Annotated in this window: 22 protein-coding genes and 2 pseudogenes; 12 read left to right on the top strand and 12 right to left on the bottom strand. The window is 76.0% G+C overall.

Annotated elements, in window-relative coordinates; translation table 11 throughout:
- Nucleotides 1–2: 2 nt before the first annotated feature.
- On the top strand, nucleotides 3–587 hold the full coding sequence (locus ABTX81_RS37160) for a TetR/AcrR family transcriptional regulator (protein ID WP_350554903.1): 585 nt from the start codon (nucleotides 3–5) through the stop codon (nucleotides 585–587).
- A 15-nt stretch (nucleotides 588–602) separates the two neighbouring features.
- On the opposite strand, the gene ABTX81_RS37155 is transcribed toward ABTX81_RS37160, so the two are convergent.
- From ABTX81_RS37155 to ABTX81_RS37130, 6 genes and pseudogenes are all read right to left on the bottom strand, one after another.
- Nucleotides 603–950, bottom strand: a complete 348-nt coding sequence (locus tag ABTX81_RS37155) for a DUF6191 domain-containing protein (protein ID WP_350554901.1) — start codon at nucleotides 948–950, stop codon at nucleotides 603–605.
- Nucleotides 951–1,009: 59 nt separating this feature from the next.
- Entirely contained in the window at nucleotides 1,010–3,415 is a 2,406-nt protein-coding gene (locus ABTX81_RS37150; RefSeq protein WP_350554899.1) for a right-handed parallel beta-helix repeat-containing protein, read from the bottom strand.
- Nucleotides 3,416–3,725: 310 nt separating this feature from the next.
- A complete protein-coding gene (locus ABTX81_RS37145; RefSeq protein ID WP_350554897.1) occupies nucleotides 3,726–4,604 on the bottom strand; it encodes an MOSC domain-containing protein in 879 nt (292 codons plus the stop codon).
- Nucleotides 4,605–4,849: 245 nt separating this feature from the next.
- Nucleotides 4,850–5,653: a DUF6643 family protein gene (locus ABTX81_RS39760; RefSeq protein ID WP_502892941.1), complete on the bottom strand. Its 804-nt coding sequence runs from the start codon at nucleotides 5,651–5,653 to the stop codon at nucleotides 4,850–4,852.
- Nucleotides 5,654–6,166: 513 nt separating this feature from the next.
- Nucleotides 6,167–6,577: pseudogene (mscL, locus tag ABTX81_RS37135) on the bottom strand (large conductance mechanosensitive channel protein MscL); the annotation flags it as partial.
- A gap of 247 nt (nucleotides 6,578–6,824) precedes the next feature.
- Complete coding sequence (locus tag ABTX81_RS37130; RefSeq protein ID WP_350554895.1) at nucleotides 6,825–8,042, bottom strand: glycosyltransferase; 1,218 nt, start codon at nucleotides 8,040–8,042, stop codon at nucleotides 6,825–6,827.
- A gap of 237 nt (nucleotides 8,043–8,279) precedes the next feature.
- Here ABTX81_RS37130 and ABTX81_RS37125 point away from each other — a divergent pair, with 237 nt between their 5' ends.
- The 3 genes from ABTX81_RS37125 to ABTX81_RS37115 all read left to right on the top strand — a co-directional run bounded on the left by ABTX81_RS37125 (nucleotide 8,280) and on the right by ABTX81_RS37115 (nucleotide 11,212).
- Nucleotides 8,280–9,413: a glycosyltransferase family 4 protein gene (locus ABTX81_RS37125; protein ID WP_350554893.1), complete on the top strand. Its 1,134-nt coding sequence runs from the start codon at nucleotides 8,280–8,282 to the stop codon at nucleotides 9,411–9,413.
- Nucleotides 9,414–9,516: 103 nt separating this feature from the next.
- Nucleotides 9,517–10,203 (top strand): thiol:disulfide interchange protein DsbA/DsbL, encoded by a 687-nt coding sequence (locus ABTX81_RS37120; RefSeq protein WP_350554891.1) that lies wholly within the window; start codon nucleotides 9,517–9,519, stop codon nucleotides 10,201–10,203.
- A 133-nt stretch (nucleotides 10,204–10,336) separates the two neighbouring features.
- A complete protein-coding gene (locus ABTX81_RS37115; protein WP_350554889.1) occupies nucleotides 10,337–11,212 on the top strand; it encodes an alpha/beta fold hydrolase in 876 nt (291 codons plus the stop codon).
- A gap of 18 nt (nucleotides 11,213–11,230) precedes the next feature.
- Here the strand turns inward: ABTX81_RS37115 and ABTX81_RS37110 are convergent, their stop codons facing one another.
- Both ABTX81_RS37110 and ABTX81_RS37105 read right to left on the bottom strand, forming a co-directional pair.
- Nucleotides 11,231–11,977: an SAM-dependent methyltransferase gene (locus ABTX81_RS37110; RefSeq protein ID WP_350554887.1), complete on the bottom strand. Its 747-nt coding sequence runs from the start codon at nucleotides 11,975–11,977 to the stop codon at nucleotides 11,231–11,233.
- A 24-nt stretch (nucleotides 11,978–12,001) separates the two neighbouring features.
- On the bottom strand, nucleotides 12,002–13,132 hold the full coding sequence (locus tag ABTX81_RS37105; RefSeq protein WP_350554941.1) for a glycosyltransferase: 1,131 nt from the start codon (nucleotides 13,130–13,132) through the stop codon (nucleotides 12,002–12,004).
- Between the two features lie 66 nt (nucleotides 13,133–13,198).
- Here ABTX81_RS37105 and ABTX81_RS37100 point away from each other — a divergent pair, with 66 nt between their 5' ends.
- Complete coding sequence (locus ABTX81_RS37100; protein WP_350554885.1) at nucleotides 13,199–13,969, top strand: glutamate racemase; 771 nt, start codon at nucleotides 13,199–13,201, stop codon at nucleotides 13,967–13,969.
- Nucleotides 13,970–14,387: 418 nt separating this feature from the next.
- Here the strand turns inward: ABTX81_RS37100 and ABTX81_RS37095 are convergent, their stop codons facing one another.
- Entirely contained in the window at nucleotides 14,388–15,461 is a 1,074-nt protein-coding gene (locus tag ABTX81_RS37095) for a polysaccharide deacetylase family protein (protein ID WP_350554883.1), read from the bottom strand.
- Between the two features lie 519 nt (nucleotides 15,462–15,980).
- Here ABTX81_RS37095 and ABTX81_RS37090 point away from each other — a divergent pair.
- The gene (locus ABTX81_RS37090; protein WP_350554881.1) at nucleotides 15,981–16,250 is read left to right on the top strand and encodes a hypothetical protein; all 270 of its coding nucleotides are present in this window, start codon (nucleotides 15,981–15,983) and stop codon (nucleotides 16,248–16,250) included.
- 223 nt (nucleotides 16,251–16,473) lie between these two features.
- Nucleotides 16,474–16,962, top strand: a complete 489-nt coding sequence (locus ABTX81_RS37085; RefSeq protein ID WP_350554879.1) for an NUDIX hydrolase — start codon at nucleotides 16,474–16,476, stop codon at nucleotides 16,960–16,962.
- Nucleotides 16,963–17,223: 261 nt separating this feature from the next.
- Here ABTX81_RS37085 and ABTX81_RS37080 read toward each other — a convergent pair whose 3' ends face one another.
- Nucleotides 17,224–17,754, bottom strand: coding sequence for a PTS-dependent dihydroxyacetone kinase phosphotransferase subunit DhaM (locus tag ABTX81_RS37080; protein WP_502892940.1), 531 nt, complete (start codon nucleotides 17,752–17,754; stop codon nucleotides 17,224–17,226).
- Nucleotides 17,755–18,008: 254 nt separating this feature from the next.
- Here ABTX81_RS37080 and ABTX81_RS37075 point away from each other — a divergent pair, with 254 nt between their 5' ends.
- From ABTX81_RS37075 to ABTX81_RS37065, 3 genes are all read left to right on the top strand, one after another.
- The gene (locus tag ABTX81_RS37075; RefSeq protein ID WP_350554936.1) at nucleotides 18,009–18,260 is read left to right on the top strand and encodes a DUF397 domain-containing protein; all 252 of its coding nucleotides are present in this window, start codon (nucleotides 18,009–18,011) and stop codon (nucleotides 18,258–18,260) included.
- A 727-nt stretch (nucleotides 18,261–18,987) separates the two neighbouring features.
- A complete protein-coding gene (locus ABTX81_RS37070; RefSeq protein WP_350554877.1) occupies nucleotides 18,988–19,482 on the top strand; it encodes a hypothetical protein in 495 nt (164 codons plus the stop codon).
- A gap of 411 nt (nucleotides 19,483–19,893) precedes the next feature.
- The gene (locus tag ABTX81_RS37065) at nucleotides 19,894–21,144 is read left to right on the top strand and encodes an acyl-CoA dehydrogenase family protein (protein WP_350554875.1); all 1,251 of its coding nucleotides are present in this window, start codon (nucleotides 19,894–19,896) and stop codon (nucleotides 21,142–21,144) included.
- A 24-nt stretch (nucleotides 21,145–21,168) separates the two neighbouring features.
- On the opposite strand, the pseudogene ABTX81_RS37060 reads toward ABTX81_RS37065, so the two are convergent.
- Nucleotides 21,169–22,196 (bottom strand): annotated as a pseudogene (locus tag ABTX81_RS37060) (aminoglycoside phosphotransferase family protein); the annotation flags it as partial.
- 681 nt (nucleotides 22,197–22,877) lie between these two features.
- Here ABTX81_RS37060 and ABTX81_RS37055 point away from each other — a divergent pair.
- Nucleotides 22,878–24,362, top strand: coding sequence for a DNA-binding protein NsdB (locus tag ABTX81_RS37055; RefSeq protein ID WP_350554871.1), 1,485 nt, complete (start codon nucleotides 22,878–22,880; stop codon nucleotides 24,360–24,362).
- A 10-nt stretch (nucleotides 24,363–24,372) separates the two neighbouring features.
- Here ABTX81_RS37055 and ABTX81_RS37050 read toward each other — a convergent pair whose 3' ends face one another.
- Nucleotides 24,373–24,726: a hypothetical protein gene (locus tag ABTX81_RS37050; protein ID WP_350554869.1), complete on the bottom strand. Its 354-nt coding sequence runs from the start codon at nucleotides 24,724–24,726 to the stop codon at nucleotides 24,373–24,375.
- A 280-nt stretch (nucleotides 24,727–25,006) separates the two neighbouring features.
- Here ABTX81_RS37050 and ABTX81_RS37045 point away from each other — a divergent pair, with 280 nt between their 5' ends.
- Nucleotides 25,007–26,521 (top strand): HEAT repeat domain-containing protein, encoded by a 1,515-nt coding sequence (locus ABTX81_RS37045; protein ID WP_350554867.1) that lies wholly within the window; start codon nucleotides 25,007–25,009, stop codon nucleotides 26,519–26,521.
- Nucleotides 26,522–26,650: the final 129 nt, after the last annotated feature.

The raw sequence follows: 26,650 nt of genomic DNA, 5'->3' as shown, positions 1-26,650 counted from the left end.
GCGTGACAGTTCACGACCGCCGCGAGCGCGAACGCGCCGAACGGCACCAGCTGATCATCCGGACCGCTCGCGACCTCGCCGAGGACGAAGGCTGGGAGGCGGTGACGGTCCGCCGGCTCGCCGAGATGATCGAGTACAGCCAGCCCGTGCTCTACAGCCACTTCGCCAGCAAGGACGCGATCGTCGCCGCCGTCGCCCTGGAGGGCTTCGAGGAACTCGCCGGTGAACTGCGGGAAGCGCCCCGCGACGCCGAGGGTCCGGTCGAGGCGTTCACCGCCGTGGTCGGCGCCTACGCGGCCTTCGCGGCCGCCCGCCCCACCCTCTACGACGCCATGTTCACCCTCGCCACCGGCCTGCCCTTCGGCCGGTCCGAGGCCCCCGACGAGCTCAAGGAGGCCTTCGCCGCCCTGGCCGCCCCGGTGGTCGAGGTGTCCGGGCCCCACGATCCGGACACCTTCATCGAGGTCGTCTGGACCGCCCTGCACGGCCTGGTCACCCTCACCCGCAGCGGACGCCTCCGCGCCGACCTCGCCGAGGACCGCCTGGACCTCCTGATCACCCTCATGCTCGCCGGCGAACGCGTCTGACCGGCGCCGCCGCCGCTACGATCGGCGGGCGCCGTGGCCCCGGATCACCGCCCGGCCACCGGTGAGGTCGATCCCGGTCCGCCCCGGCGCCCCGCCGTTCCCGTCCTCCCGGAGCACCAGCTCGACCCGCCGCTGCTCCAACTGCGCCCGCTTGCCCGGGTACAGCAGCGCGTGCAGTTCCTCGGTGGCCGCCGCCCCGGCCCCGCGCCCACCGGCCCCGCGCCCACCGGCCCCACGGTCGCCGGCCCCGCGCCCGCCCCGCCGGGCGAGCAGCCGTCGCCCGGCGGCCCCGAGGAAGAAGACCACGACGAGGAACGCCGGGAGCAGCAGACCGCCGGCCGCGCCGCTGAGAAGGGTGCCCACACCAGGCCCAACGGGCCTGCGACGCACCCGGGTTCCCGCCCCGCCGGCCTTCCGGCGCGCTACGGCAGCCGCGGCGCCGGAAGGTCGGCGGGCACCAGGAGCTGGAGGTCCTCGGTGGAAGCGTCGGGCAGCTGGGCGATCCGCATGGCGTGTCGCTCGACCATGGTCTCGAACACCTGCCGCGCGGTGCGCCCGTTGCCGAAGTTGGGCCCGCGCTCGATGCCGGCGAAGTGGTCGAGCAGCGCGCGCTCGGTGGCGTCGGTGAGCGCGTACTCGTGCTCGGCGCACTGCGCGCGGGCGATCTCCAGCAGCTCCTCGGCCGTGTAGTCGGGGAAGGCGACGGTGCGTGAGAACCGCGAGGAGACACCGGGGTTGGCGGAGAGGAACCGCTCCATCTCGGCGGTGTAGCCGGCGACGATGACCACCACCTCGTCCCGGTGGTCCTCCATCAGCTTCACCAGCGTGTCGATCGCCTCCCGCCCGAAGTCCCGGGCGCCGTCCTCCGGCGCCAGCGCGTACGCCTCGTCGATGAACAGCACCCCGCCGCGGGCCCGGTCGAAGGCGGCGGCGGTGCGGATCGCGGTGGAGCCGATGTGCTCGCCGACCAGGTCGACCCGGGCCACCTCGACCAGGTGGCCGCGCTGCAGCACCCCGAGCGAGGCGAGGATCTCGCCGTACAGCCGCGCCACCGTGGTCTTGCCGGTGCCGGGGGCGCCGGTGAAGACCAGGTGGCGGCGGAGCGAGGGCGCCTTGAGCCCGGCCTGCTGCCGCCGCCGGCCGACCGAGATGAGGTCGATCAGCGTCCGCACCTCCTGCTTGACGGTGGCCAGGCCCACCAGGGCGTCGAGCTCGGCCAGCGCCTCCTCGGCGGGCCGGCAGTCCGGGATCGGCCCGATCACCGCCGCGGCGGGCGCGGAGGAGGCCAGGGGCGCGGCGGTGGCGGCGAGCTGGGTGCGCGGGGTGGGGATCTCGGCGGCCGCGGCGGACGCGGCCGGCACGTCGTCCGAGGTGCACCCCTCCACCACCGGCCCGGGCTCGGAGAACTCGAAGCCGGCCCGCTCGTTCTGCTCGGCCCGGCAGCGGGTGAGCACCGTGCGGCAGCCGTCGATGATGTGGAAGCCGAAGCCCTTGCCGTGCGAGACCCGGCAGTCCTCGAAGGTGCCCCGGCCCTGGGCGGAGACGTAGACGCCGGCGTCCGAACCGGCCCGGACGGTGCAGTCCCGCAGCACCGGGTCGGCGCCCTTGGTGACGATCACACCGGTCGCCACGTCGGAGATCTCGCAGCCGGTCAGCACACCGCCGCTGCCGTGGTCGCGGAACCACAGCCCGGTGCCCGCCTCCTGGACCCGGCAGCCGGTGAGCGTCACCGTCGCGCCGCCGCTGACCGACACCGCCGAGCTGCGGATCCGGCTGAACGAGCAGCCCTCGGCGACGGCGGCGGAGTCGCGGTCCAGCACGAACAGCGCGTCCGGCAGGTCGTGCAGCGCGCAGTCGGTGAGCGTGAGCCGGGCGCCGTCGCTCACCCAGAGCGCCGGGTACTCGCCGTTCGACCCGTGGATCTGGCAGGACTCGGCGTTCGCCTCGGTGCCCTGGTCCCAGACCGACAGCGCCCCGCGCCCGAAGTCCCGCACGGTGGAGTGGGCGAGGCTGAGCCGGGCGCGTCCGCGCAGGTCGGCGGCGTTCTCCGGCACGTCGTGCACCCGGCAGCCGGTGAGCACCAGCTCGGCCTCGCCGTCCAGGGTGAGCCCGTTGCCGGTGACCCGGTGGATGTCGCAGTCGACCAGCCGTCCGCCCGCCTGGGCCTCGGCCTGCACCCCGCTGCCGCGGATCTCGTAGATCTCGCAGCCGGTCAGCTCGGCCGCGCTGCCCGGGTCGGAGAGCAGCACGCCCGCGCCGGCGGCGTGGTGCACCCGGCAGCGCTCGAGCGCGGCGGTCGCGCCGCCGAGCACCGCCAGTCCGGCCTGGCCGGCGGCGGCGACCTCGCAGTCCTCGAAGGCGGCGGCGGTGCCGGCGCCGCGCAGCCGCAGCCCGAGGCCGTCCGGGTTGGCGACCACGCAGCCCTTCAGGGTGGGCCGGGCGCCGTCGCTCACCTCGACCCCGGCGGCCGAGTGGGTCTCCACCCGGCAGCCGCTGAACGCGGGGGTCGCGTCCTCGCCGGTGATCAGCACGGCAGGGGAGGACCGGTCGCTGCCCTCGATCACCAGGTCGCGGACGGTCGCCGCGGCGGTGACGGTGAGCGGCACCCCGCCCGCGGGGTCGATCCGGACGCTGCCGGGGCCCTGGGCGGCGACGACCGTCACCGCCTTGTCCACCACCACGTTCTCCCGGAAGGTGCCCGGTCGCACGGTCACCGTGTCGCCCGGTTCCGCGGCCGCCAGGGCCTCCGTGAGCGTGTCGTACTCGCCGGCGCGGCGCCGCCAGCGGGATGCGCTGTCCTGGGTGACCCGGACCCTGTGCTCAGCCATGACGGTCTGTCGTCCCCACCTTCATCGAGCCGGCGATCTGCGGACCGGACGCACGCGGACGCGGCGCGCCCGGACGCGGCGCACCGGGGTGCGCGGGTCGTCCGCCCACCGTAGCGCGCTCGCGCGGGTGCTCCGGCCGCACGGGCGGGGCGGGGCGGACGACCGCTGCGGGCCCGCCGGGTCCGCCGGCGGTCCATCGCGGGTCGCGGCGTGCGTCGGCACTGCTTCAACGAGCGCGCACACGTCCGGTTCCGGCACGCGGGTGCGGACACGGGTGCGGGCGCGGGGGCGCGGGGGCGGGCGCCCGCCGTCAGACCAGGCGGTCGGCCGGCCAGTGCGCGCCGTCCTCCAGCACCTCGACCTCGTCGCCCAGCCGCAGCGTGCCGAGCGTGTCGCCCTCGACGCCGGCCGGGCGCTCGGGGATCAGGTTCTGCCCGAACGCCGCCTTCTTCAGCAGCCGGTGGTGCCGGGCCAGGGTGCGCAGCGGCTCGGGGCCGCGCCGCTCGCCGCTCTCCTGGTCGGTGGTGGTGACCACGCAGCGTCCGCACGGCTTGACCACCCGGAAGGTCAGCTCGCCGATCCTGATCCGCCGCCAGCCGTCCTCCGCCCAGGGCTCGCTGCCGGAGACCACCACGCTGGGGCGGAACCGCTCCATCGGCAGCTGCTCGTGGCCGTCCGGGTGCTCGGCGGCGATCAGCGTGTTGAGCTCGGCGAGCGAGGCGGTGCTGGTGAGCAGCAGCGGGAAGCCGTCGGCCATCGAGACGGTGTCGCCGGGGGAGGAGAAGTCCGGGTCGACGGGCCGGGCGCGCGGGTCGTCCAGGTGCACCAGCCGGTAGTCGCCGAGGTGGTCGGCGATCCAGACCTGGGCGTCCTTGCCGGCCTCGGCGGCACGGAAGCGGGTGCCCCAGACCTCGACGTCGGCGAGCGGGGCGCCGACCGCGACGGCGGGGGCGGGGATCTCGGCGCGGGAGCCGTCGGGGGCGGTGAGCACGAGGGCCCCGGCGGGGGTGAGCTCGGCGCGGACCTGGCCGAGGGCGGCGTCCTCGCGCTGGCTGACGAACCGGCCGGTGGCGTCGGCGAGCATCCAGCGGCGGTCGCCGGCCAGGCCCCACGGTTCGACGCGGGCGCTCTCGGGGCTCAGGCGGTACATGGACTTGACGGGGTAGACGTGGAGTCCGGTGAGCTGCATTCCCCCATCCTGCCAGCCGTGCCCGGACCGGAGGCAGGCGCGGTCCGCGCCCCGGGCCGCCCCGAGGTGCCCGGCCTGGGGCCCGAATGCACACGGACCGCCCGGAACGCCGGGTGGGGCGGCGTTCCGGGCGGTCCGTGGATGACCCGTTTCTCCGTACGCCCGGCGGATGTGGGTGCGCCGGGTGGTGCTAGGTGGTGCGGGTGGGGGCCGGGTGGGGCCGGCCCGGAGGTGTGTCAGCGGCCTCAGTACCCCTGGGCCTGGGGCTGGTAGCCCTGCTGGAACTGGCCGGGCTCGCCGTACGGGCCGGGCCGCTGCGGCTGCATCGGGCGGACCGGGGCGACCGGGGTGACGGCCGGGCGCAGCTGGGCGCCGCCGAAGGACTGGTCGCCGGAGCCGCCGAAGCCGCCGGGCTGGGCGCCCTGGCCGGCGAAGCCCTGCGGGCCGCCGAAGGACTGCGGTCCCTGCGGCTGGCCGGCCGGGTGCGGACCGGACGGGCCGCCGGCCGGCTGCGCGCCGAAGGTCTGCGGGCCGCCGTGGCCGCCGACGAAGGTGTTCTGGCCGCCGAAGCTCTGGCCGCCGGACGGCTGGTACCCGCCGGTGGCGGCCTGGGTGAAGCCCGGGGCCGGGGTCTGCGGGCGCTGGCCGGGCAGGTACGGCTGCGGGCCGCCGTAGCCGGGGACCGGCGGCTGGGGCGCGGCGGCGTACGCGGGCGCGGGCTGCGCCGGGATGTACGCGGTGGCCGGGCCGGAGGAGGAGGACGGCGCGCTGCTCGGGCCGGGGCCCAGGGCGAGGCGGGCCGGCGGCAGGGCGGGGAGGTTGCCGCCGGGGGCGTCGTACCCGGTGCCGTACCGGTTGTTCTCGTAGGAGGGGCCGGAGAGGCCGGATCCGTAACCGGTCGACAGGGCCGGCGGCAGGGCGGCCGGCACGTTGATGGGCGCGATCTGCGGGACACCGCGCTCTGCGACGAGGCTGTCGTAGATGGGCGTGCCGGAGGAGAAGGACGGAGAGGGGTAGCCGACTCCGTCGTAGGAGCGGGGCGAGGTCATGGGGCATACGGTAAGCCCACAACGAGCCTGCTGAGGAGACTGGGAGGCCGAGCAGTTCGAGTGTTTACACAAGCTTCGCCCGAACAAAGGTTTCGAAAGTAGGAAGAACGGACATTTTGGCGGCGAGTTCCGGCCACTGTTCCGCGGCCCCGGGCGCTCGAACGGGCCTCGGACGGGGGTACCGAAGACCCGTGCGGTGACGGGCCGGTGGACGGTTCGGGCACCGTCGAAGAAACTTCTGCGGGCGGGGCGCGCACCGGCGCATTCGAGCCCCCGCCGGGGGCGCGGCGGGGGCTCGTGAATGTTTCGGGAATAAAGTCCCCGTCAGGGCCGGCGAGGGCCCGGCGCGCTCTGGCCGAGGTCCGCTCAGCGGGCCGGCGCGGGCTCCTCGGCGGCCTGCTCCGCCACCTTCTCCGGGGCCTGCTCGGCGGGCCGCTCCGCCGTCTTCGCGGCGGGCTGCTCGGCGCTCTGCTTGACGGCCTGCTCGACGGGGCCGCGCTGGGCGGGGAAGCCCGGCCGGCCGGCGACCTCGGTGGCGCAGAACGAGCAGCGCACCGCCGCGGCCGGGATCGCGCTCAGGCACTCCGGGCAGTCCGCCTTGGCGGCCGGCGCCGGCTTGTCGCCCTCCAGCCTCGCCTGGAGCTTGCCGACCGGCACCACCACGACGAAGTAGATCACCGCGGCGACCAGCACGAAGCTGATCAGCGCGTTGACGAAGACGCCGTACGGGAACCGGGCGCCCGCCACGTCGAAGGTCTTCTCGGTGAAGTCGCCGACCGCGCCCGTCGCCACCCCGACCAACGGGGTGAGGAAGGCCGTGACGAACCCGGTGACCACGGCCGTGAAGGCCGCGCCGATCACGATGCCGACCGCCAGGTCGACGACGTTTCCACGCAGCAGGAAGCTGCGGAATCCCTTGAACACCGGGAACTCCAAACGTACGGGGGAGGGTTGACGGGGACCGCGGGTCCCGGCCGGACATCCTGCCGACCGCGCGGGCCCCCGGTCCAACCGCGTTCACCCGAACCGCGTAACGGGCCCGCGACCCGACGCGTCCGGGTCAAGCGGCGCGCAGACGCTCCGCGTACGGCTGGATCCGGACCACCGCCTCCGCGCCCCGGGGCGGGCGGTCACCTCGGGGGCGCCCCCCGGGGGCCGCGCCGGGGAGCGCTCAGACCGTCCGCAGCCGCAGCGAGCGTTCGTAGAACCCCACCATCTGCGCCGACACCCGGTGCAGCGTGAACGAGGTCAGGAACCGCGCCCGCGCCGCCTTCGCCCGCACCCCCGCCGCGGCCCGGTCCTCCAGGGTGTCGGCCAGCGCCGCCGCCAGCGCGGCCGGGCGCTCGGGCGGCACCAGCCGCGCGTAGTCCTCCGAGCCCACCGTCTCGCGCAGCGCCGGCACGTCGGCGGCGACCAGCGGCACCCCGACGCCCATCGCCTCCATCGCCGCGCTGCCCAGCCCCTCCCAGCGGGAGGGCACGGCGAACGCGTCGGAGGCCGCCATCAGGTCGAACACGTCGTCGCGCGGCCCGAGGAAGCGCACCCCGCCGCTCAGCCCGGCCAGCGCCCGCAGCCGCTCGCTCTCGGGGCCCTCGCCGCCGGCCAGCAGCAGCACCGCCGCCGGCTCCGCGCGCAGCACCTGCGGCCAGGCCTCCAGCAGCACGTCCAGACCCTTCCGGTACTGCTGGCGGGCCGCCGCCAGCACCACCGGCACGTCCGGCTCCAGTTCCAGGGCGGCGCGCACGGCGGCCCGCCGCTCCGGGGTCACGGTGCCGAGGCGCTCCGGGTCGCGCCCGCGCGGCACCACGTCGATCCGCTGGTGCGGCACCCGCAGCCGGCGTGCCATCGCCCCGGCCACGTAGCGGGTCAGCGCGTGGAAGCGCCGGGTGCCCTGCGCGGTCGCCGCGTCGACCGTCTGCGCGGCCCGCACCTTCCAGGGGCTCAGCCCGCGCGCGTTGCGGTGCTCCGGCCCGTACGCCGCGTCGACCAGGCTGGTCACCACTGGGGTGCGGGCGGTCAGCGCGGCGGCCCGGCCGAGCACGTCGGACTCGTAGAGCGTGGTGTGCACCAGGTCCGGGCGGCGCTCGCGGATCAGCCGGTGCAGGGCGGTGACCGTGCGCCCCCGGGTGGTCCGGCCGACGCCGAACACATCGGCCCCGGCCGCGATGAGCTCCGGCTGGAAGCCGCCGGGGGAGTCCCGGAGGTAGGCGACGTCGAGCTTCACCCCGGACCGCACCAGTTGGGGGGCCATCGCCACCAGGCTCCGCTCGGCCCCGCCGGCCCGGCTCACGCTGTCGATCACATGGAGCACATGCACAGGCCAACCCCCGCCCTCCTGGGCGCGGCCGGTCTCCCGTGCCGGGACGGCGCCCTGACTGGCGCTCAGCATCGCAGGTCGCGACCGGCACCCGCCAGCGATTCGGTCACACCCGGAGCGCCGCCGGAAGGCCGGTGCCGAACCGTCAGGGGGCGGACGACAGCGCTGAACAGGGCGCACGGACCCTTCGTGGGGCGCACGACGGCTCTCGCACGGCGCCCTTCAGGAGTACCCGCGACGGCGCGCGGACCACCGCCGGGTTACGCGAAGGGGTCGTCCCAGGCCGGAGGCTGTGCCAAGGTCTTTCCCATGCCTGAAGCGACACCGGTCAGGACGACCGGAACCCGCCCCCGCATCCTCCACCTCATCACCGATCCGCGCCGCCGCGGCGCGCAGAGCCTCGCCCTCGCACTCCACCGCGAACTGCGCCGCCGGGGCCAGGCCTCCGCCCTGCGCGCCCTCGCACCGCACCCGGACGCGCTCCCGGACGACCCCGGCACCCACCCCACCACCGTCCTCGGCCCCGGCCGGCTGCACCCCCGCACCCTCGGCGCCCTGCGCGCCGCCGCCCGCACCGCCGACCTCGTCGTCGCCCACGGATCCGCCACCCTCCCCGCCTGCGCCCTCGCCCTCGCCGGCACCCGCACCCCGTTCGTCTACGTCTCCCTCGGCGACCCCCGGCACTGGACGGACGGCGCGATCCGCCGGCTGCGCACCGGCGCCCTGCTGCACCGCGCGGCCGCCGTCGTCGCCGTCGCCGACGAGGGCCGCGACCTGCTCGTGGAACGCTTCCGGCTGCCCGCCGCCAAGGTCCGCACCATCCCCAACGGCCGTGCCGCCGACCGCTATCCGCAGGCCCGCGACGAGGCCGACCGGCGCGCCGCCCGGCAGGGCCTGGGGCTGCCGCCGGACGGCCTGCTGGTCGCCTGGCTCGGCGCGATAGCCCCCGAGAAACGCCTCGACCTCGCCCTCGACGCCCTCGACCGGCTCCCCGACGTGCGCCTCGCCGTCGCCGGGGACGGCCCGGAACGCTCCGCCCTGGAGCGACATCCCGGCGCCGCCCGGACCCACTTCCTCGGCACCCTCGCCGACCCGGCCCCGCTCTACCGGGCCGCCGACGCGGTGCTGCTCACCAGTGACAGCGAGGGTGTGCCCGGGGTGCTGATCGAGGCCGCGCTGGCCGGCCTGCCGGCCGTCGCCACCGATGTCGGCCTGGTCAGTTCGGTGGTCCAGGACGGCACCACCGGCGCGCTGGTCGCCCCCGGCGACCCGCCCGCCCTCGCCGAGGCGCTGGCCAAGGTGCTGGCCGGCGACCGCACCGGATTCGGCGCCGCCGCCCGCGCGCACGCGCTGGCCCACTGCGACCTCGACGTGGTGGCCGACGCCTGGCAGCGCCTGTTCGGCGAGGTCTGCGAGCGCGGCGGACCGGGCGGACGCGGCTGACGCGTCCCGGTGCGCCGGGCCGGGTGCGCTGTTCAGGCGAATCCCGGCCCGACGCACCGGGACGACTGGCCGTCGACGCCCCGTCACCCGTCACACTCCGGGTGTGAAGCCCCTCCTTCGAACCACCCTGCTGCTGGCCGTCGCCGCCGGGATCGCCGCATCCCCGCTCCAGGCCGCCGCCGCCAGCCACCAGCCGCCCCGCGGGGGCAGCCCGTTCTCCCGCCTCGACACCATCCAGCCGGTGCGCGAGAGCGCCCGCACCGAGGCGCTCGAGTTCTTCTGGTACGACTGCGGGCACTCCCAGGCACTCGAGCAGCCGCTCCAGGCCTGGACCGAGCGGCACCGCGCCGACGTCGACCTGCGCCGCGTCCCCGCCATCTGGCCGGGCAGCCGCGAGGAGTCCGTGCAGCGCGCCCACGCCCGGCTGTACTACACGCTGGAGCGGCTCGGCCTGGTCGAGCGCCTGCAGGCCGAGGCCTTCCGGGCCGTGCACACCAACGGGCGGGACCTCACCACCGAGGACACCGCCGCCGCCTGGGCGCAGAGCCAGGGCGTCGACGCGCAGCGCTTCCGCGAGGTCCACCGCTCGCAGGAGGTGGCCAAGTCGGTCGACGAGGCGGCCGCGCTGTTCATCCGCTACGGCATCAAGGAACTGCCGACGGTGGTCGTGCACGGCGACGCCCGCACCTCGCCGACCAACGCCGGCGGCGTCGAGGCGATGCCGGCCGAGCTGGACCGGCTCGTCGCCCAGGACCAGCAGCGCCACCCGCACGCCCACGCGCTGTACTGACCCCTCGTCACCCTTCCCCCTGACCGCCCCGGGGCGGGCCGGCCGCACCGAAGGCCGACCCGCCCCTCTTCGGGTCCGATCGCCGACGGCTCGGCTCTTCCTCTAACCGATACTCATGTGTTTAATGGTTAGTATGAGCGAGCTGACGATCCCGTACGTCCACCACCGTCACGTCGACGTCGACGGCCTGCGCGTCTTCTACCGGGAGACCGGCCCGGCCGACGCGCCCGTGCTCCTGCTGCTGCACGGCTTCCCCTCCGCCTCCCACCAGTTCCGCCGGCTGTTCGACGCGCTCGGCACCCGCTACCGGCTGATCGCCCCCGACTACCCGGGCTTCGGCCACAGCGACAGCCCCGCCCCCGGCGCCTTCCGCTACCGCTTCGACACCCTGGCCGACGTCGTCGAGGGCTTCTGCCGGGCCCTCGGCCTCGACCGGTTCGCCCTCTACGTCTTCGACTTCGGCGCCCCCGTCGGCCTGCGGCTCGCCACCCGCCACCCCGAGTGGATCACCGGCCTGGTCGTCCAGAACGGCAACGCCTACGAGGAGGGCCTCTCCGACCAGGCCCGCGCGTTCATCGCCAACCGCCCCGGCGTCGAGGGCGCCGCCGAACGCGCCCGCGCCATCCTGACCCCGGAGACCACCCGCTCCCAGTACGAGGGCGGCACCGGCGACCCCACCCTGGTCGCCCCCGACGGCTGGACCCTCGACCAACGCCACCTCGACCTGCCCGGCCGCAAGGACATCCAGGTCGAACTCGCCCTCGACTACCACGGCAACGTCGAGCTCTACCCCCGCTGGCAGCACTGGCTGCGCTCCCACCGCCCGCCCACGCTGATCGTCTGGGGCCGCAACGACCCGTTCTTCACCGAAGCCGGCGCCCGCGCCTACCTGCGCGACGTCCCCGACGCCGAACTGCACGTGTTCGACACCGGGCACTTCGCCCTGGAGGAGAAGCTGCCCGAAATCGCCCCGCTGATCGACGACTTCCTCGCCCGCACCCAGAAGTAGCCGTCGTGCCGCGGGCGTTCAGCCCTGGCGCAGCAGCAGCGTGACGAAGCCGAGCGTCCCCCGGTAGCCGTGCAGCCACTCGACGCGGTGCAGGTCGGCCGCCGCCCGGGCGTCCGCGGCGTCCGGATGCTCCGGGTGGTCCAGCGCCCACTCGGCGAGCGAGCCGGTCCAGGAGAACTCGTAGTCGTCCCACTCCTCCTGGCCGCTCACATGGCCCGCCACCGGCGTCCAGCCGTCCGCCGTCACCCGGTCCACGGTGGTGGCCAGGTCCGCGTACTCCTCACGCGTGGCGCCGAGCGAGGCCAGCGCCGCCGACGAGGGGTCGCGCTCCCAGAATCCCTCGCCCACCAGCACCCGGCCGCCCGGCGCCAGGAACTCCCGGGCCGCGGCCAGCGCCGGCAGCAGGCCGCCGAAGACGTGCGTCGCGCCGACGTTCAGGACCAGCTCGAAGCGCCCGGGGCCGGCGAACTCCCGGGCGTCCTGGTGGTGCAGCGCGACCCGCCGCTGCACCCCCAGCGCCTCGGCCGACTCCCGGGCCAGGTCCAGCGCCGCCGCGTCCACCTCCACCCCGACCGCCCGCCAGCGCGGCCGGGCGCTCAGCGCCCGCAGCAGCCAGGCCGCCCGCCCGCACCCCAGGTCCAGCGCCCGCCCCTCCTCGTCCGGCGCCAGCGCCCGGTCCAGCAGCGCGCCCACCGACCCGTCGGAGAGCGGCGCGGCGACCGGATGGCGGGCGTGCGCGAGCCGGGAGATCGTCTGACGGTCCATCCGACCAGTGTGGCCCACCCGGGCTCAGTACGTCCGGCCCTTCCAGGCGGCGCCCCGGCCCCGCCAGTGCCGCACCGCCGAGTCGACCGTCATCAGCAGGTAGAGCGAGGCGGTGAACGGCAGCAGCGGCGCGGCCGCCGCCGGCCGCCCGTAGTAGCGCAGCATCGGCACGAAGGTCCCCGCCATCAGCGCCCAGGCCGCCCCGCCCGCCGCCGCCACCGGCCAGGCGCCCGCCGCGAGCCCCGCCACCGTCGCCACCGGCGGCACCAGGTACACCAGCGCCAGCCCCAGCACCGTCCCCAGCAGCAGCACCGGCGAGTGCCGCAGCTGGGCGTACGCACTGCGCGACACCATCCGCCACAGCTGCTCCAGGCGCGGGTACGGGCGCACGCTGTCCACCTGCTCCGCCAGCCCCAGCCAGGTCCGGCCCCCGGCCGCCTTCACCGCCCGGGCCAGCGACACGTCGTCGATCACCGCGCCCCGGATCGCCGCCACCCCGCCCGCCCGCTCCAGCGCCTCCCGCCGCACCAGCGAGCAGCCGCCCGCCGCCGCGGCCGTCCGCGCACCGGGCCGGTTGCTCCACCGGAACGGGTACAGCTGGGCGAAGAAGTAGACGAAGGCCGGCACGATCAGCCGCTCCCAGCCCGTCTCCACCCGCAGCCGGGCCATCTGCGACACCAGGTCCAGCCGGTCGCTCTCCGCCGCGGCCACCAGCTCGGCCAGCGAGTCCGGGCCGTGCGCGATGTCCGCGTCGGTCAGCAGCAGGTACTCGGCGTCCGGCCCGGCCAGCTCCACCCCGTGCCGCAGCGCCCACAGCTTGCCCGTCCACCCCGGCGGCAGCGGGGGAGGGGTGGTCACCGTCAGCTCCAGGCCGCCCGGGGCGGCCAGCGAGCGCGCCAGCGCGCCCGTGCCGTCCGCGCTGTGGTCGTCCACCAGCACCACCCGGGCCCGCCCCGGGTACTTCTGCGCCAGCAGGCTGGGCAGCGACACCGGCAGCACCCCGGCCTCGTCCCGGGCCGGCACCACCACCGCCACCCGCGGCCAGCGCTCCGGCGCGCGGCGCGGCGGCAGCCGGACGTCGGTGCGCCAGAACAGCCCGTGGCAGCCCGCCAGCCAGAGCCAGACCAGCAGGGAGAGCGCGGCGATCCACAGCAGGACGGTCACCCGGGCAGTCTGCCGCACCAGGGGCCCGGCGGGGGCCATCGACTAAAGTCTTGACCCGTGAAGATCGCACTGATGGACTCGGGAATCGGCCTGCTGGCCGCCGCCGCCGCGCTCCGGACGCTGCGTCCGGACGTCGATCTGGTGCTCTCCTCCGACCCCGCCTCGATGCCCTGGGGCCCGCACACGCCCGAGGAGATCACCGAACTCGCCCTCGGCTGCGCCCGGGCCGCCGCCGAGTACCGGCCCGACGCGCTGATCGTCGCCTGCAACACCGCCTCCGTCCACGCGCTCGCGGCCCTGCGCGCCGAACTGGAGCCCGTGGTGCCGGTCATCGGCACCGTCCCGGCGATCAAGCCGGCCGCCGCGCTCGGCGGCCCGGTCGCCATCTGGGCCACCCCCGCCACCACCGGCAGCGCCTACCAGCGCGGGCTGATCCGCGAGTTCGCCGGGGCGGCCGCCGTCACCGAGGTCGCCTGCCCCGGGCTCGCCGACGCCGTCGATCACGGCGACCACGCGGCCATCGACGCGGCCATCGCCGACGCGGCCGCCCGCACCCCGGCCGGCACCGCGGCCGTCGTGCTCGGCTGCACCCACTACGAACTGGTCGCCGACCGCATCCGCGCCGCCGTCGCCCCGACCGCCCTGCCGTCGCTGACCCTCCACGGCTCCGCCGAACCGGTCGCCGCCCAGGCCCTGCGCCGCGTCCTCGACCCCACCCGCGAGGGCTCCGGCACCCTCACCGTCCTCCACGCCGGCACCCCCACCACCCTCCCCCCGGTCGCCCTCGCCTACCCCCAGACCCTCTCCCTCACCGCCCCCGCCTCCTGACCTCGGCCGCACAGTCGCCTCCGGCCGCCGGCGCCTCACCGCCCCCGCCTCCTGACCCCGGCCGCACAACCCTCCCGCGGGTGGGGCGGAGGAGGGGAGAGACCCGGCGGCTGCCGCCCCCGCCCGGGTGGACCGGCGGGGACCGGCGGCGCCGCGGCTCACCGTTCGCCGTGGTCGTGTTCCTGGCGCGGGAGGTCGGTGGAGTAGCTTCCTGCGCGGCGGCGGGCGTCGGTCTCCGGCCCCGGGGCAGGGTTCTGCCAGCTGTCTCTGTGGTGGGAAGTCGCCAGGGCCCGGTGCGGGAGGCGGCCGGGTGGTCGAGGCGGCGGGCGTCGGCATCCGCCCCGGGGCAGGGTTCTGCCGGGAGGTCGGCCGGGCCGGGCGCAGGAAGTCGGTGGGGCGACTTCCTGCGCGGGGTGGGTCAGGCGGCGTGGCCGCGCCAGCGGCGGTAGGCGGGTTCGAGGCCGGAGAGGATGGTGTCGAAGCGCCGGGTGCTGGTGGTGGAGTCCACCTGGAGGCGGCTGATCTGGAGGGGGTGGGAGGGGAGCCGGGGGCCGAGGCGGTGGTCGGAGAGGAAGCCGAGCCGGTAGCCCAGCTCCTGCAGGACGGTTTCGGCCCGGACGTCGTGGCCGCCGTCCGGGTAGGCGAAGGCGACCGGGGGTTCGCCGAGCCAGCGGGTGAGGGCCTCGTGGGCGCCGGTGATCTCCGCGCGGACGGTGGCGTCGTCGCAGCGGCCCAGGCACGGGTGCCCCTGGGTGTGGTTGCCGATGGCGACCCCGCCCTCGCGCAGTGCGACCAGGTCGGCGGGGGTGAGCTGGTCCTGGCCGGGCGGGCGCCGGTCGGCGCTGACCCGCAGCTCCTGGAGGCTGCGCCGGCGGTCCGGGTCGGGCATCGCCTTGAGCCGGCGGAGCAACTGCGAGGGGTGGCCGCAGTCGAGCGAGCGGGCGCGGCCGCCGTGCCGGGCGAGGAAGTCCGCCTCGTGCCACCAGAACGGCTTCTCGGTGCCGATCAGCTCGGAGATGACGAAGGCGGCGGCCGGGATGCCGCGTTCGATCAGCGCGGGCAGCGCATGGGCGAGGACACTGCGGTCGGCGTCGTCGAAGGTCACCAGCACGCTGCGGGCGGGCAGCGGACGCCGGTCGGTGACGGCCTGCTGCACGGCGGCCAGCGAGACGGGCGTCGCGAGTCTTCGCAGCCGGTCCAGCTGGGCGCCGAACGAACGCGGGTCGGTGACCCCGTGGTAGGCGAGCACGGCGAGCCGCTGCGCCGCCCGGGCGCGGAAGAGCGGCTGGACGGGGGCGAACCGCAGCCACTCCCCGCGCGCGTCGGCCGGGTGGCCGGCCGGGTGGTCGACCCGCTCGGGCTCGGCCGGCCGGCGGGCGGGCCGGGGGCAGATCAGCGGGGCGGAGGAGCGCAGGGCACGGCCGCCCGGCGGGAGAACGGCCGGCGGGAGAACGGCCGGTGTGGTGACGATCGGCTGCCCGTCGGTCGTCACGGTGGGGGGCCTGGGCGGTGCGGCGGTGGTCGGCGGTGGCCGCAGGTCCGACAGGGCCGTCACCATGGCCCTGGTCCGGGCCGTGGGGCCGGAGGTCGACGTCGTGGAATGGGACTGCGGCACGGTTCCCCCTCGGTCGCCGATGCGGCGTGGCGGTACCGCCGGAGGACGGAGCCCGGCCTCCGACTCCAGGGCGCGGCGGCTCCGCCCCCTGGGTATTTCCGGCCCGCGGCGGGGACTCCCAACCCGCACCGCGGACGGCTCCTGGATCGCTCAATGTAAGGGAGACAACTGCGCCCCATTGAGGGTTGTACCGGACCGGCAAGATTTCTTCGAAGACCGGGAACGATTCCGGGACGAGTCCGGGACCAGCCGGGAACACGCCCGGGACAACGTCGCGACGGCGTCGGGAACACCTCTCTCCCCACCCGCCGGCCCCGCCACGGGTGTCACCGAGGGTGTCCGCCCGATCGCCTCCCGCATGCTGCTCGCGTGGCGGCGCGGGGGTACCTTGGGCTCATGGCAGATGCGGAACGTGATCACGTCCACCCGCACGGCGCGACCCGGATGGCGCGGTACTGTCACGGTGGCCCGCTGGTCACCCACCAGGTACCGCTCGCGCTGGTGGGCCTGGCCTGCCTTGCGCTGGGGATCGTGGTGGCGGTTGTGGTTCCGGACAGTGACGGCCCGGCGTGGGCGATGGCGGTGGCCGGCTGCCTCGCGGCCGGTGTGCTGCTGCTCGGCCGGATCGGCTTCGCGCTGTTCCGCCGGCGCCGGGCGGCGGCCTGAACGCGGACCGCGGAGCGGGGGGACGGCGGACCGGGATTCGGGCGGGGCGTTAACCGCGCAAACACCTATCACCCGATCGGGTCCGGCGGGTCGGATCGGCGGGTTTTCAGTTCATCCGCCAACTTCTTCTCCTTTCTTTCACAATTCCGGGTCAACAGCCCCACAATTCGGCCGCGGCGCGACCCGGCGGTTCTCCGGCCCGTGCCCGGATAGGGTGCGGGCCATGGCCATTCCCGAGTTCCTCGCCGACCTGCGCGCCGTGGTCGGCCCCCGCATGCTCTGGCTCAGCGCCGTCGTCGCGGTCGTCCTGGACGACGACGGCCGGGTGCTGCTCGTGCAGCGCGCCGACGACGGCAACTGGACGCCGCCCGGCGGCATCCTCGACCCGGGCGAGCAGCCCGCCGACGGGGCGGTCCGCGAGTGCCTGGAGGAGACCGGCGTCGTCGCCGTCCCGGAGCGGCTGGTGACGGTCACCGTCTCGCCGGAGGTCACCTACCCCAACGGCGACATGACGCAGTACCTGGAGGTCGTCTTCCGCTGCCGCCCGGTGGGCGGCGAGGTCCGGGTGGACGAGGACGAGACGCTCGACGTCGGCTGGTACGCGCTGGACGCGCTGCCGCCGATGGGCGCCACCGAACTCGCCTGGATCCAGCGGGCGGTGTCCGGCCACGCCGAGGCCGGCTTCCAGTGGAACGGCGCGCTGCTTCCCTGACCCGGGACGTACCCGCTCGCCGGCCGGGGAGGAGGACGCGGCGGCCGCGTGCCCCCGACGACCCCGGCGCCGCCGGTGACCACCACGCGCATGGCTGAGGTTCCCCTCTCACGGCCGGACGGCCCCTCGGCCGCTCCCGTGCCCGATCGTAGCCGCGCGGTCACCCGCCGTGGGCCGGATGCCCGGGAACGGCAGGAAGCGGCCACGGAGCGGCCACGGAGCGCCCGTCAGGGGCCCTGGAGGGGGCCGCGGACGGGGAGGTCAGCCCTTGGGCTGGCGGTACGCCTCCTCGGCGGCGTCCAGCACCGCCGCGAGGTCGCCGCCGGCGGTGGCCGTGGCCACCGCGGCCACCGCGCCCTCGACGAACGGGGCGTTGGCGAACCGGACCGGGAACGGCAGGCCGTGCTCGTCGGCCTCGGCGAGCAGCGCCCGGACGGTGGTCACCGCGCCGCCGAGGTCGGCCAGCACGACCACGCCGTGGCCCTGGTCCACCCGCCGGGTGGCGGCGGCGACCAGGACGGCGCTGATCCCGGGGCCGGACACCAGGTCCCCGCCGGTCGCGGCCACCGGGACGGGGGAGTCGTCACCGGTCAGCGCGAGGGCGAGGGCGCGTACGGCGTTGGCGAGTTCCTGGCTGTGCGAGACCAGGACGACGCCGACCCGGCCGTGCGCGGGCGGCCGGCCCGGGGCGGGCCGGGGCAGCGGGGCCGGGGTGCGGGGCGCCGGGGGGTGGGCCGAGGGGGCGTCGGAGATGGGGATGACATCGGCGCGGGTGCCGTCCCGGCGGCTCATCGGCTGCTCCTCGGGGCGTTCGGTGGGGCCCGGTGGGGCCCGGTGGGGGCTTCCCACACTCTGGCAGTTCGCCTGCCCCCGCCCGCGCGGGACACGCGCCCGGCGGGGCCGGGCCGGGGTCGCCGACGGGCCGTCGGCCCCGCCCGGGGGAGTCCTTCCGATCCCGCTGACCGGGGCCGTGCGGGTGACTAGGCTGGGGCCCTTCAGGCCGTCGGGAGGAGAGACCAGCAGTGGCAGCCAACAGCGGGACCGGGGTGGAGTCGGTCGAGGCGGAGTCGGCGGGAGCGGCCGGGCTCGGCGCGAACGGGAAGCCGAAGGTGGACTTCACCGGGGCGACCTGGCTCTGCAGCAGCCAGGGCGTGGGCGATGTCCAGATCGCCTTCGTGGACGGCTACATCGGCATGCGGGACGGCCGTCAGGAGGACGGTCCGGTCCTGGTGTTCACGCCCGGGGAGTGGCGGGCCTTCGTGCTCGGCGCGCGGGACGGCGAGTTCGACCTCACCTGACCGGATCCGGCCGGACGTCCCGCGGGGCGTCCGGCCGCACCCGGAGGACCACGACCGGGTCCCGCCGTGCCCGAAGGTCTCCGGTGGTCATCGTTCCGATCACATTTGAGCGTGCCCCGTCATAATTTCTGTTGACTGCTGCACAAACGCAGCTCAGAGTATGAACACAGGCAGACGCCGTGCCCACCGCCCCCACGCGGCCAGACACGGCGCCTGCTGTGCAACCCGGCAGCGCTGCCGAGTCTCCTCCCAGTCATCCCCTGCGCACCGGGGGTGCGTCGGCCGGTCCCGGCCCACGAGGGGCCGGCAGTCGCCGGGAGGATGGCACCGAATCCGAGAGCGACTCGGACGGCGGTGCCGGGTGCTCGGGACCCGCACGCCCCCACGCGGCGGCGTCCCGAGCAGATCCGCGGGAGCGACGGGCCGGGGCCCCGCGAACCTTGCCTGTGGTGCATGGAACTGTTGGCTTGTGTGCTGTGCGGTGTGCGACGTCGAAGCTGGGTGCTCGGCGGATCGGCACGACGGTGTGCACAGTGAGGGAAACGCGTGTAGGGCCGCGTTGCGACATGCCGTCCCCCCGAAGGGTGAAACCCAGAACGGCTGTCGTGCTGAACCGAACGTAGCCCGGACGGTTGCTCAGAGTCAACATTGGTCTCTGAGCGTGGATCTCCGTCCGGCGCCCCACCCACCCCGCGAGCGTGGTGTGCCGGGCACGTACGATGTTCCCATGTCTTTTCTCCGCCGTCGCTCCGGTCAGCCCACCGGCCCGGACTTCGACGTGCTCGCCATGGACCCGGGCGACTGGCCGGGCGACTTCGGCGCGGCCATGATGACCGGCCCGGACGGCTCCTGCCAGGGGATTTTCCTGCGCTATGACCTGTTCGGCGGCAGAGGTCCGGCGATGTTCATCGGCAACCTCCCCGAGGGTTCGCCGGCCCGCGAGACCGGCGACAGCGTGCCCTTCGAGGTGCGCCAGCTGCTCGCGGCGCTGGGGGACGAGGAACCGGTCGAGTTCGTCTCGGCGGAGGACTTCCCGGTCATGCTCGGGGACGACCTGCTGATCGTGAAGAAGGTCAAGGTCAGCGAGGGCCGGGTCTTCTGTGCCCAGTTCGGCCGGAGTGACGGCGTGCAGGTCACCATCGCCTCCTGGGACCGACCGATTTCGGACGACCTCTACCAGTTGCTCAAGCCGCTGCCCGCGGACATGTTCCAGCAGGGCTGACGAGCGTCGGAACCCCGCCCCGGAGGGCAGGGTTCCGCTTCCCGTCCGGCTCTCGACGGCGCTCCCGCCGGCCCGTTCGTTCCGTGCCCCGGACGCTGCTTGACGGCCTCGATCACGGCTTCGTAAAGTCGCGGACATGTCGTGCCGTCTCCCGCTGCTGACCCGTCGCAGCTACCTCGACCTGCGGCGCACCGCCAGCGCGGCGTGTCCGGGCCACTGAGGGGGATTCGTCCCCGAGGCGGCGGGTGGCGGCCGAGCGGCCGGCGCCGGTCCGGGGGCGGGTGAACCGCCGAGCCCGGGTTCCGGGGGCGGGCGTTCCGCCGCTCCCCGAGGTCGCCTACCGGTACCGCGCGCCCGTCCCGGCGTGTCGAGGAGTCAGAGCCAACGCTGCCGCCCGGAGGCACCTGCCCCATGAGCACCATCGCTGCCGACCAGCCGCCCGCCGTCCCGTCCCCCGTGGCGGCCGCCCTCGCCGGGCTGCCCCGGGTCGTCGACCTGCTGGCCGCCCGGGCCGAGGAGCACGACCGCGACGCGACCTTCCCCTACCAGGGCATCGAGGCCGTGCACGAGGCCGGACTGCTCACCCTGACCGTCGACCGCCGGTACGGCGGCCCCGGCGGCTCGCTCGCCGACACCGTCCAGGTGCTGTCCCAACTCGGGCGCGGGGACGCCTCGGTGGCCGTGGTCACCGCGTTCACCCTGCTCCAGCACGCCGAGCAGGCGCGGACCGCGAACTGGCCGACGGCCGGCTACCGGCGGCTGCTCACCGAGTCCCGGCGCGGTCCGGCGCTGGTCAACACCCTGCGGATGGAGCCCGGCGGCCGCAGCGGCGAGCCGCCGGCCACGGTCGCCCGCTGGGACGGCGCGGACTGGCGGCTCACCGGCCGGAAGACGTACTGCACCGGCGCCGAGGCGCTGGCCTGGATGGCGGTGACCGCCCGGACCGACGAAGCGGAACCCCGGACCGGAACCTTCCTGGTGCGCGGCGAGAGCGAGGGCCTGGAGGTCGACCCGACCTGGGACCAGCTCGGTCTGCGGGCCAGCGCCAGCCACGACGTGGTGCTGGACGAGGTGCGGGTTCCCGCCGAACTCGCACTCGGCCTGAACCCGACGAGGAGCGGCGGCGGAAAGAGCGCGTCCGGTTCGTCCGCGCGCTCCGGTGCGGCCGCCGCGTCCGACGCCGCCGGGGCCGTCCCGGCGGCCGAACTGGCCCGGGCCTGGCACGATCTGGCGCTCTCCGCGGTGGCCGTCGGGGTCGCCCGCTCGGCCCAGGACTGGCTGGTCCGGTTCCTGCACCAGCGAACTCCGGCCAATCTCACCGAGCCGCTCGGCAGCCTGCCCCGCTACCGGGGCGCGCTGGGCGAGATCGAGGCCCAGCTGATCGGCGCCGAGGAACTCGTCCACGGCCTGGCGCCCCGGGTGGACCGGGCCGAGCCGGACGCGGTCGCCCGGACCGGACCGGCCCATCTGCTGGCCACCCGGGCGGCGATGTCCGCCGTCCAGCAGGCCGTCTCGCTCACCGGCAACCCGGGGCTGAGCCGCCGTCACCCGCTGGAGCGCTACCTGCGGGACGTGCTCAGCAGCCGGGTCCACCTGGCCCCCGACGAGGCCGTCCTGGAGGCCGCGGGCCGGGCCGCCCTGGAGCGCGGCGCCCGGCCCTGACCGGGCGCCGGCGCCCGGACGGCGTCACCGGGTGCCGACGGCGGCCCGGACCGCGCGGCGGGCCAGCGCGGCGTCGTCGTAGAGCCGGCGGATCATGATCCGCTGCTCCTCGCCGGCGCCCGGCACGTCGTACAGCCGGATCTCGCGCATCAGGACCAGCACCAGGTTCACCAGGAACGCGTCCCGGGCCAGGGTGCCGCCGCTCTGGGCGAGTTGGCTGATCTGCCGGCGGGCCGCGGTGTCCCCGGAGAGGACGCTCCAGAGCACCGCGAGGTCGTAGCCCGGCAGGTACCAGCCGGCCTGCTCCCAGTCGACCAGCACCGGACCGGACGGCGCCAGCAGCATGTTGCTGAGCAGCGCGTCGCCGTGGCAGAGCTGGAGCGGGGCGTGCCCGAGGCCGTGCAGCAGGCCGCGCAGGTCCCCGGCGTCCCGGTCGGTGAGCTGGCCCACCGAGTGGTAGCGGGCGATCTCCAACTGGTAGTCCAGCCGCGGCTGGAACACGTCGGTCGGCGGCCGCCACAGGTTGAGCGTCCGGACGGCGGTGAGCAGCGCCCGCACCTCGCCCGGGGTGGGCGCGTTGGCGGGGTGGCGCTCCCGCGCGGCCGGCCGGCCGGGCACGCGCTCCATGACGAGCACGCAGCGGTCGTGGTCGGCCGCCACCAGCCGGGGCAGCCGCACCGGCGGGCGGTGCCGGACGAAGGCCCGGTAGACCGCGACCTCGTGGTGGAAGTCGGCCACCAGTTGGTCGAAGTACGCGCTCCGGACCGCCTGCGGGGCGAGGCACTTGGCCACCACCGGCGCCCGGCCGATGGTTCCCGCCACCAGGATGTGGCGGCTCCCCTCACGCAGCACCTGGCGCGGGGTGAACGCGGGACATATCCGCGAGACGCCGGCGAGCGCGGCCCGGACCGACGGCGTCTGCAGCGCCGAGGGGTCGATCCGCTCCTGCGTCACGGGCTGGCCCGGCCGGGTCGGCGGGCGCAGCGACCGGCCGTCGCCGGGTCGGGCGGCGGGGATCCGGATCCCGGGGCCGCGGGGCCCGGCCGGGGCGGCGGTCTCGGGCGAGCGGAGCCCCAGCGCGGTCCGCGCGGCCTGGCCCCGGGGGTCCGCGGGCCGGCCGTCGACGGCGCCGCGGGGGGCGGCCGGCCGGGACGGCGGCGGGACCTGCTTCGGGCCGGGACGGCCGGCGGCTGCGGTGGGGGGTCGCAGCGCGGTCCGGATCGCGGTCGGCGTCGGGGAGGTCGCTGAGGAGTACATGGGGTGAGGGAAGTCCCTTCCTGGTCCGTCTCGGATGCGTCCCGCGGGGGGCGGGCCGGGCCGGTGCCGCCGGGTTCCTGGTCCGGCGGCCGGCCCTGTTCGGTCCGGCGGGTGGTGCGCGGGCGCCGGGCACGGACGCCGGGGCCGGAACCCCGTGCTGCGGCGGTGGACCGGCCGTCCGCACCCTGGGGAATGCGGATGGCCGGTTCTGCCGTGGCCGTGCCCGGCGCCCCCGCGCCACCCGGCCGCGCCACCCCCTCGGGTGACGACCGGGGACGTCCCGCGACCCGCGCGGGGGAACCCCCGAACCGGCCTGGGACGCCGCCCGACCCGGGGGCGAGGTGGCGCACCTCTACATCACACCCGGATGACGGTGGTTGGTAATGTGGCGGACCCTGGCGAAGCCTGGCGAATGCTCGCCCGGCACATGACGGAACCTCTAGCCTCGGACCAGCCGAGGAACCTGGGGGCTTCACGTGAGCAGGGGACCCAACACCCGACTCGCCGATCTGTTCGTCCTGACCGGATGGTCGAAGGGCGAGCTGGCGCGGCTGGTCAACAGGCGCGGTGCCGCGATGGGGCAGCAGCAGCTCTCCACCGACACCTCGCGGGTGCGGCGGTGGATCGAGCAGGGGGAGATCCCGCGCGATCCGGTGCCGAGGGTACTGGCAGCCGTGTTCACGGAGCGGCTCGGCCGTGTCGTCACCACTGAGGACCTCGGTCTGGAACGACACCGGCCCACCAGGACCGGAGCGGCGCAGTCCGCCACCACGTCGCCTTGGGAGCCGGATCGGACGGCCGCGGTCCTCACCGAGTTCACGGGAATGGACCTCATGCTGAACCGACGTGGATTGGTGGGCGCGGGTGCCGCGCTCACGGCCGGGGCGGTCATCGCCGACTCGCTGAAGGGCTGGCTGGGCGGGGACGCGGTCGCGTACGCGGCCTCGGTGCCCGGTCCGCGACCGGTGGTCACCCAGGGCGGTGCCCGGCCGGTGGTGGACCTGTACGACGCGGGTCCGGTCGGGCCCGACGAGGTGGAGGCGCTGGAGCACGCGGTGCAGGTGTTCCGGGCCTGGGACGCGGCCCGCGGCGGCGGTCTGCAGCGCAAGGCGGTGGTCGGTCAGCTCAACGAGGTGGGCGGGCTGCTGACGCACCGGCACAGCGCGGCCGTGGAGCGGCGGTTGTGGCTGGTCGCGGCGAACCTCGCGGTGCTGGCGGGGTGGATGTCCCACGACGTGGGGCTGGAGCCGACCGCGCAGAAGTACTTCATGCTGGCCGCGGAGTCGGCGAAGGAGGCCGGCGACCGGCCGCGCGCGGGGGAGGCGATCTCCCGGGCGGCCCGCCAGATGGTGCACCTCGGCCGGGCCGACGACGCGATCGACCTGATGGCCGCGGCCCGGGCGGGCGGTGGCCGGATGCTGCCGAGGACGCGGGCGATGCTGAACACGGTCGAGGCGTGGGCGCATGCCTCGATCGGGCAGTCGCAGGCGACCTGGCGGCTGCTGGGGGAGGCGGAGGACCTCTTCGCGGAGGAGGTGGACGGCCCGCCGCCGTCCTGGATGCAGGTCTTCGACGAGGCGGAGCTGCGCGGGATGCAGGCGCTGGTGCTGCGCACGCTCGCCGAGCACGACCTGTCGGCCGCCGGGGAGGCCCGCCGGCACGCCGAGCGGGTGATCGCGCTGCGGGAGGGGACGGGTCAGCTGCGCTCGGCGCTGTTCGACCGGATCACGCTGGCCTCGGTGCACTGGCTCACCGGGGAGCCGGACGCGGCGGACGCCCAGGTCAAGAAGGTGCTGAACCTGATCGGCCAGAACTCCTCGCACCGGACGTGGGACCGGCTGCGGGAGATGTACCGGCTGACCGCGCGCTACCGGGGGGTGGCGGTGGTCGACGAGCTGCGGGACGAGCTGGGGCGGGAGCTGAGGACGGTGGGGGCGAAGTACCGGCCGCAGCTCGCCTAGCGCGCTCGCGCTAGCAGGGGTTCGCCGGGCGCAGCAGCATGCGCAGGGCGGTGACGGTGCCGTCGGTGCCCAGGACGGGCTCGCCGGCGCACTCCACCATGCCGTGCCCGCCGCCGGGCCGGCGGACCTGGAGGGTGCCGACGGCGGACCGGCCGTGCACCAGTGCGTCGGTCATCATCCGGCGCAGCTGCGGCCGGTCCGCCTCGCTCAGCCGGTCGGGCAGCCGGTCGAGGCTGAGCGGGCCGTGGCCCGGGTCGCAGCCGAGCAGCCGGTAGGCCTCGGCGGACCAGCGCACGTCGTCGGTGCGCAGATCCCACTCGGCCGCGGCGACCGGGTCGCGGCCGGGCGGTGGTGTCAGGGGCATGGCATGTCCGGTCATCCGTTCGCGGCGGTCGGCCGACGGGCGTGGGAACGACTGTCGCACAGCGGTCCGACACCCGTCGGCGATTTGGACAGAACGCCGACAAAGTTCCCCCGGCATATGCCAGTGCGCACAAAGGGTCGGTCGCCCTGTGTGCGACGGGCTGTCCGAGGCGGTAACCTTCGGTGATTCCGGCGCCCGGGCGCCCACCGCAGTACCGACCAGAGACCCCGGCGACGGAAATCCCGTTGCCACTACGACCGCCGCAACGGATGCTGACCTCATGTTCGAGCCAGTGATAGCACCCAGTGCCAGCCTCCTCGGCCTCCTGCAGCGAGGTCGCGGTGACGGGCAGCTCCATGCGCTGGCCGCCGACCGCACCGAGGCCATCGCCGCGTTGGAGGAGTGCGTCACCAGGGATCCGCGAGCCGACTGGCAGGTCGAGAACCGCTCCCTCTACTACGCCCGCCTCTACATGGAGCTGGAGGCCTCCCTCGACGGCATCGAGGACCACCTCCACTCCCCGGAGGACCTCCTCGACGAGGACGAGGCCCGTACCGGCCTCGCCCTGTCCGTCCTCGGCCACCTCGCCGCGTACGGCCGCCGGGACGCCCTCCTCATGCTCCGCGAGTACGCCGCCACCGGCACCAACTGGGCCTGGGCCCTGGACGAGCTGGCGCTGCGCGACGACGACCGCGGCCTGCTGCTGCTCGGTACCGCGGTGCTGGACCACTTCCCACCGGGGCCGGAGGGCGACGCCGAGCTGCGCGAGACCATCCGGGGCGCCTACGAGCCCAGGCCCTGGCGGCTCTGGGCGGCGTACCACCCGAGAGTCGCGGCGGCCAGCGAGCAGTCCCCCTTCGACCTGTGGCAGCGCCAGCTGAACCGCAGCGGCGTCACCCCCGGCTGGTCCACCGCCGACGTCCTCGCCTGGGCCGACCAGGGCGAGCTCGGCGGCCTCGGCGCCGCCGCCTTCGCCGGGGGCCCGGTGCGCCCCGAGGCGTCCCGTGACGCCGGCTCGCCGTCCCGCCCCGACGCGGTGGACCGCCGCGCCGCCGCGGCCGCCCGCTGCCTGGCCGCCGTGGTGCGCCCCGAGGACCGCCCCGCCGTGCTGGAGGCGGCCCGCGGCGGCCTGCCCGGCGCCCGCCGGGCCGCCCTGCGCTACCTCGTCGACCAGCGCGACCCGGCCGCCGCCGGCCTGATCGAGGCGGCCGCCGCCGAGGTGGACGACCGGATGGTCCGGTTCGCCCTGGAACTGCTCGGCCGGATGCGCGGCCCGGAGGCGCTGGCCCAGGCCCGCCGCTGGGCCGACCCGGCCACCGGCGGCGCCGACAGCGCCCTCGGCGAGGCCGCCGTCCGGCTGCTGGCCGACGCGGGGGAGCCCGCCGACGGCCCGCTGGTGGTGGCCGGGCTGCGCCGCTGGGTCTCGCTCCACGGGGTCTCCGGCGCCGACGCCGGGCTCGGGACGCTGGTCGACGGCGCGGGGCGGCTGGCCGCCACCGGGGCCGTCCCGGTCCTGCGCCACATCTACGGGGAGGCCGTCTCCTCGGACCTGCGCGGCCGGGCCGCCCGGGCGCTCGCCGCCACCGATGTGCACTTCCCGGAGGGGCCCGCCGTCGAGTGCCTCTGGGACTGCGAGGAGTCGACCCGGGAGCTCGCCGCGAGGCACGTCGCCACCACCGGCGACGCCCGCGTGCTGGAGCGCCTGCGCCGCCTCGCCGCCGACCCGGCCGAGGAGGCCGAGGTCCATGCCGCCGTCCGGGGCCGGCTGACCGCCGCCCGCGAGCGCCGGCGGTAGGGCCGCTCCCGAACACGACGGAGCGGGCCGGTCCACCCCCGGGCTCCGCGCCCGGCGGCCCGGTCCGGACCCGCTCTGGGCTGGACGCCGACACCGTGCTCGAACCGGGCTCGCCCGAGGAGGACCACC

Source organism: Kitasatospora sp. NPDC097605 (genome assembly GCF_040302725.1).
GTDB lineage: Bacteria > Actinomycetota > Actinomycetes > Streptomycetales > Streptomycetaceae > Kitasatospora.
This window is presented reverse-complemented; position numbering and strand designations above follow the sequence as displayed.

Bases quoted from the DNA above. Each gene is read 5' to 3' on its own strand.
- ABTX81_RS37080 (WP_502892940.1), bottom strand. From the start codon at position 17,754: ATGAGCCGCCGGGACGGCACCCGCGCCGATGTCATCCCCATCTCCGAC.
- ABTX81_RS37150 (WP_350554899.1), bottom strand. From the start codon at position 3,415: ATGGCTGAGCACAGGGTCCGGGTCACCCAGGACAGCGCATCCCGCTGG.
- ABTX81_RS37090 (WP_350554881.1), top strand. From the start codon at position 15,981: ATGGCAGATGCGGAACGTGATCACGTCCACCCGCACGGCGCGACCCGG.
- ABTX81_RS39760 (WP_502892941.1), bottom strand. From the start codon at position 5,653: ATGACCTCGCCCCGCTCCTACGACGGAGTCGGCTACCCCTCTCCGTCC.
- ABTX81_RS37045 (WP_350554867.1), top strand. From the start codon at position 25,007: ATGTTCGAGCCAGTGATAGCACCCAGTGCCAGCCTCCTCGGCCTCCTG.
- ABTX81_RS37085 (WP_350554879.1), top strand. From the start codon at position 16,474: ATGGCCATTCCCGAGTTCCTCGCCGACCTGCGCGCCGTGGTCGGCCCC.
- ABTX81_RS37110 (WP_350554887.1), bottom strand. From the start codon at position 11,977: ATGGACCGTCAGACGATCTCCCGGCTCGCGCACGCCCGCCATCCGGTC.
- ABTX81_RS37070 (WP_350554877.1), top strand. From the start codon at position 18,988: ATGTCTTTTCTCCGCCGTCGCTCCGGTCAGCCCACCGGCCCGGACTTC.
- ABTX81_RS37125 (WP_350554893.1), top strand. From the start codon at position 8,280: ATGCCTGAAGCGACACCGGTCAGGACGACCGGAACCCGCCCCCGCATC.
- ABTX81_RS37065 (WP_350554875.1), top strand. From the start codon at position 19,894: ATGAGCACCATCGCTGCCGACCAGCCGCCCGCCGTCCCGTCCCCCGTG.
- ABTX81_RS37130 (WP_350554895.1), bottom strand. From the start codon at position 8,042: ATGCTGAGCGCCAGTCAGGGCGCCGTCCCGGCACGGGAGACCGGCCGC.
- ABTX81_RS37050 (WP_350554869.1), bottom strand. From the start codon at position 24,726: ATGCCCCTGACACCACCGCCCGGCCGCGACCCGGTCGCCGCGGCCGAG.
- ABTX81_RS37145 (WP_350554897.1), bottom strand. From the start codon at position 4,604: ATGCAGCTCACCGGACTCCACGTCTACCCCGTCAAGTCCATGTACCGC.
- ABTX81_RS37115 (WP_350554889.1), top strand. From the start codon at position 10,337: ATGAGCGAGCTGACGATCCCGTACGTCCACCACCGTCACGTCGACGTC.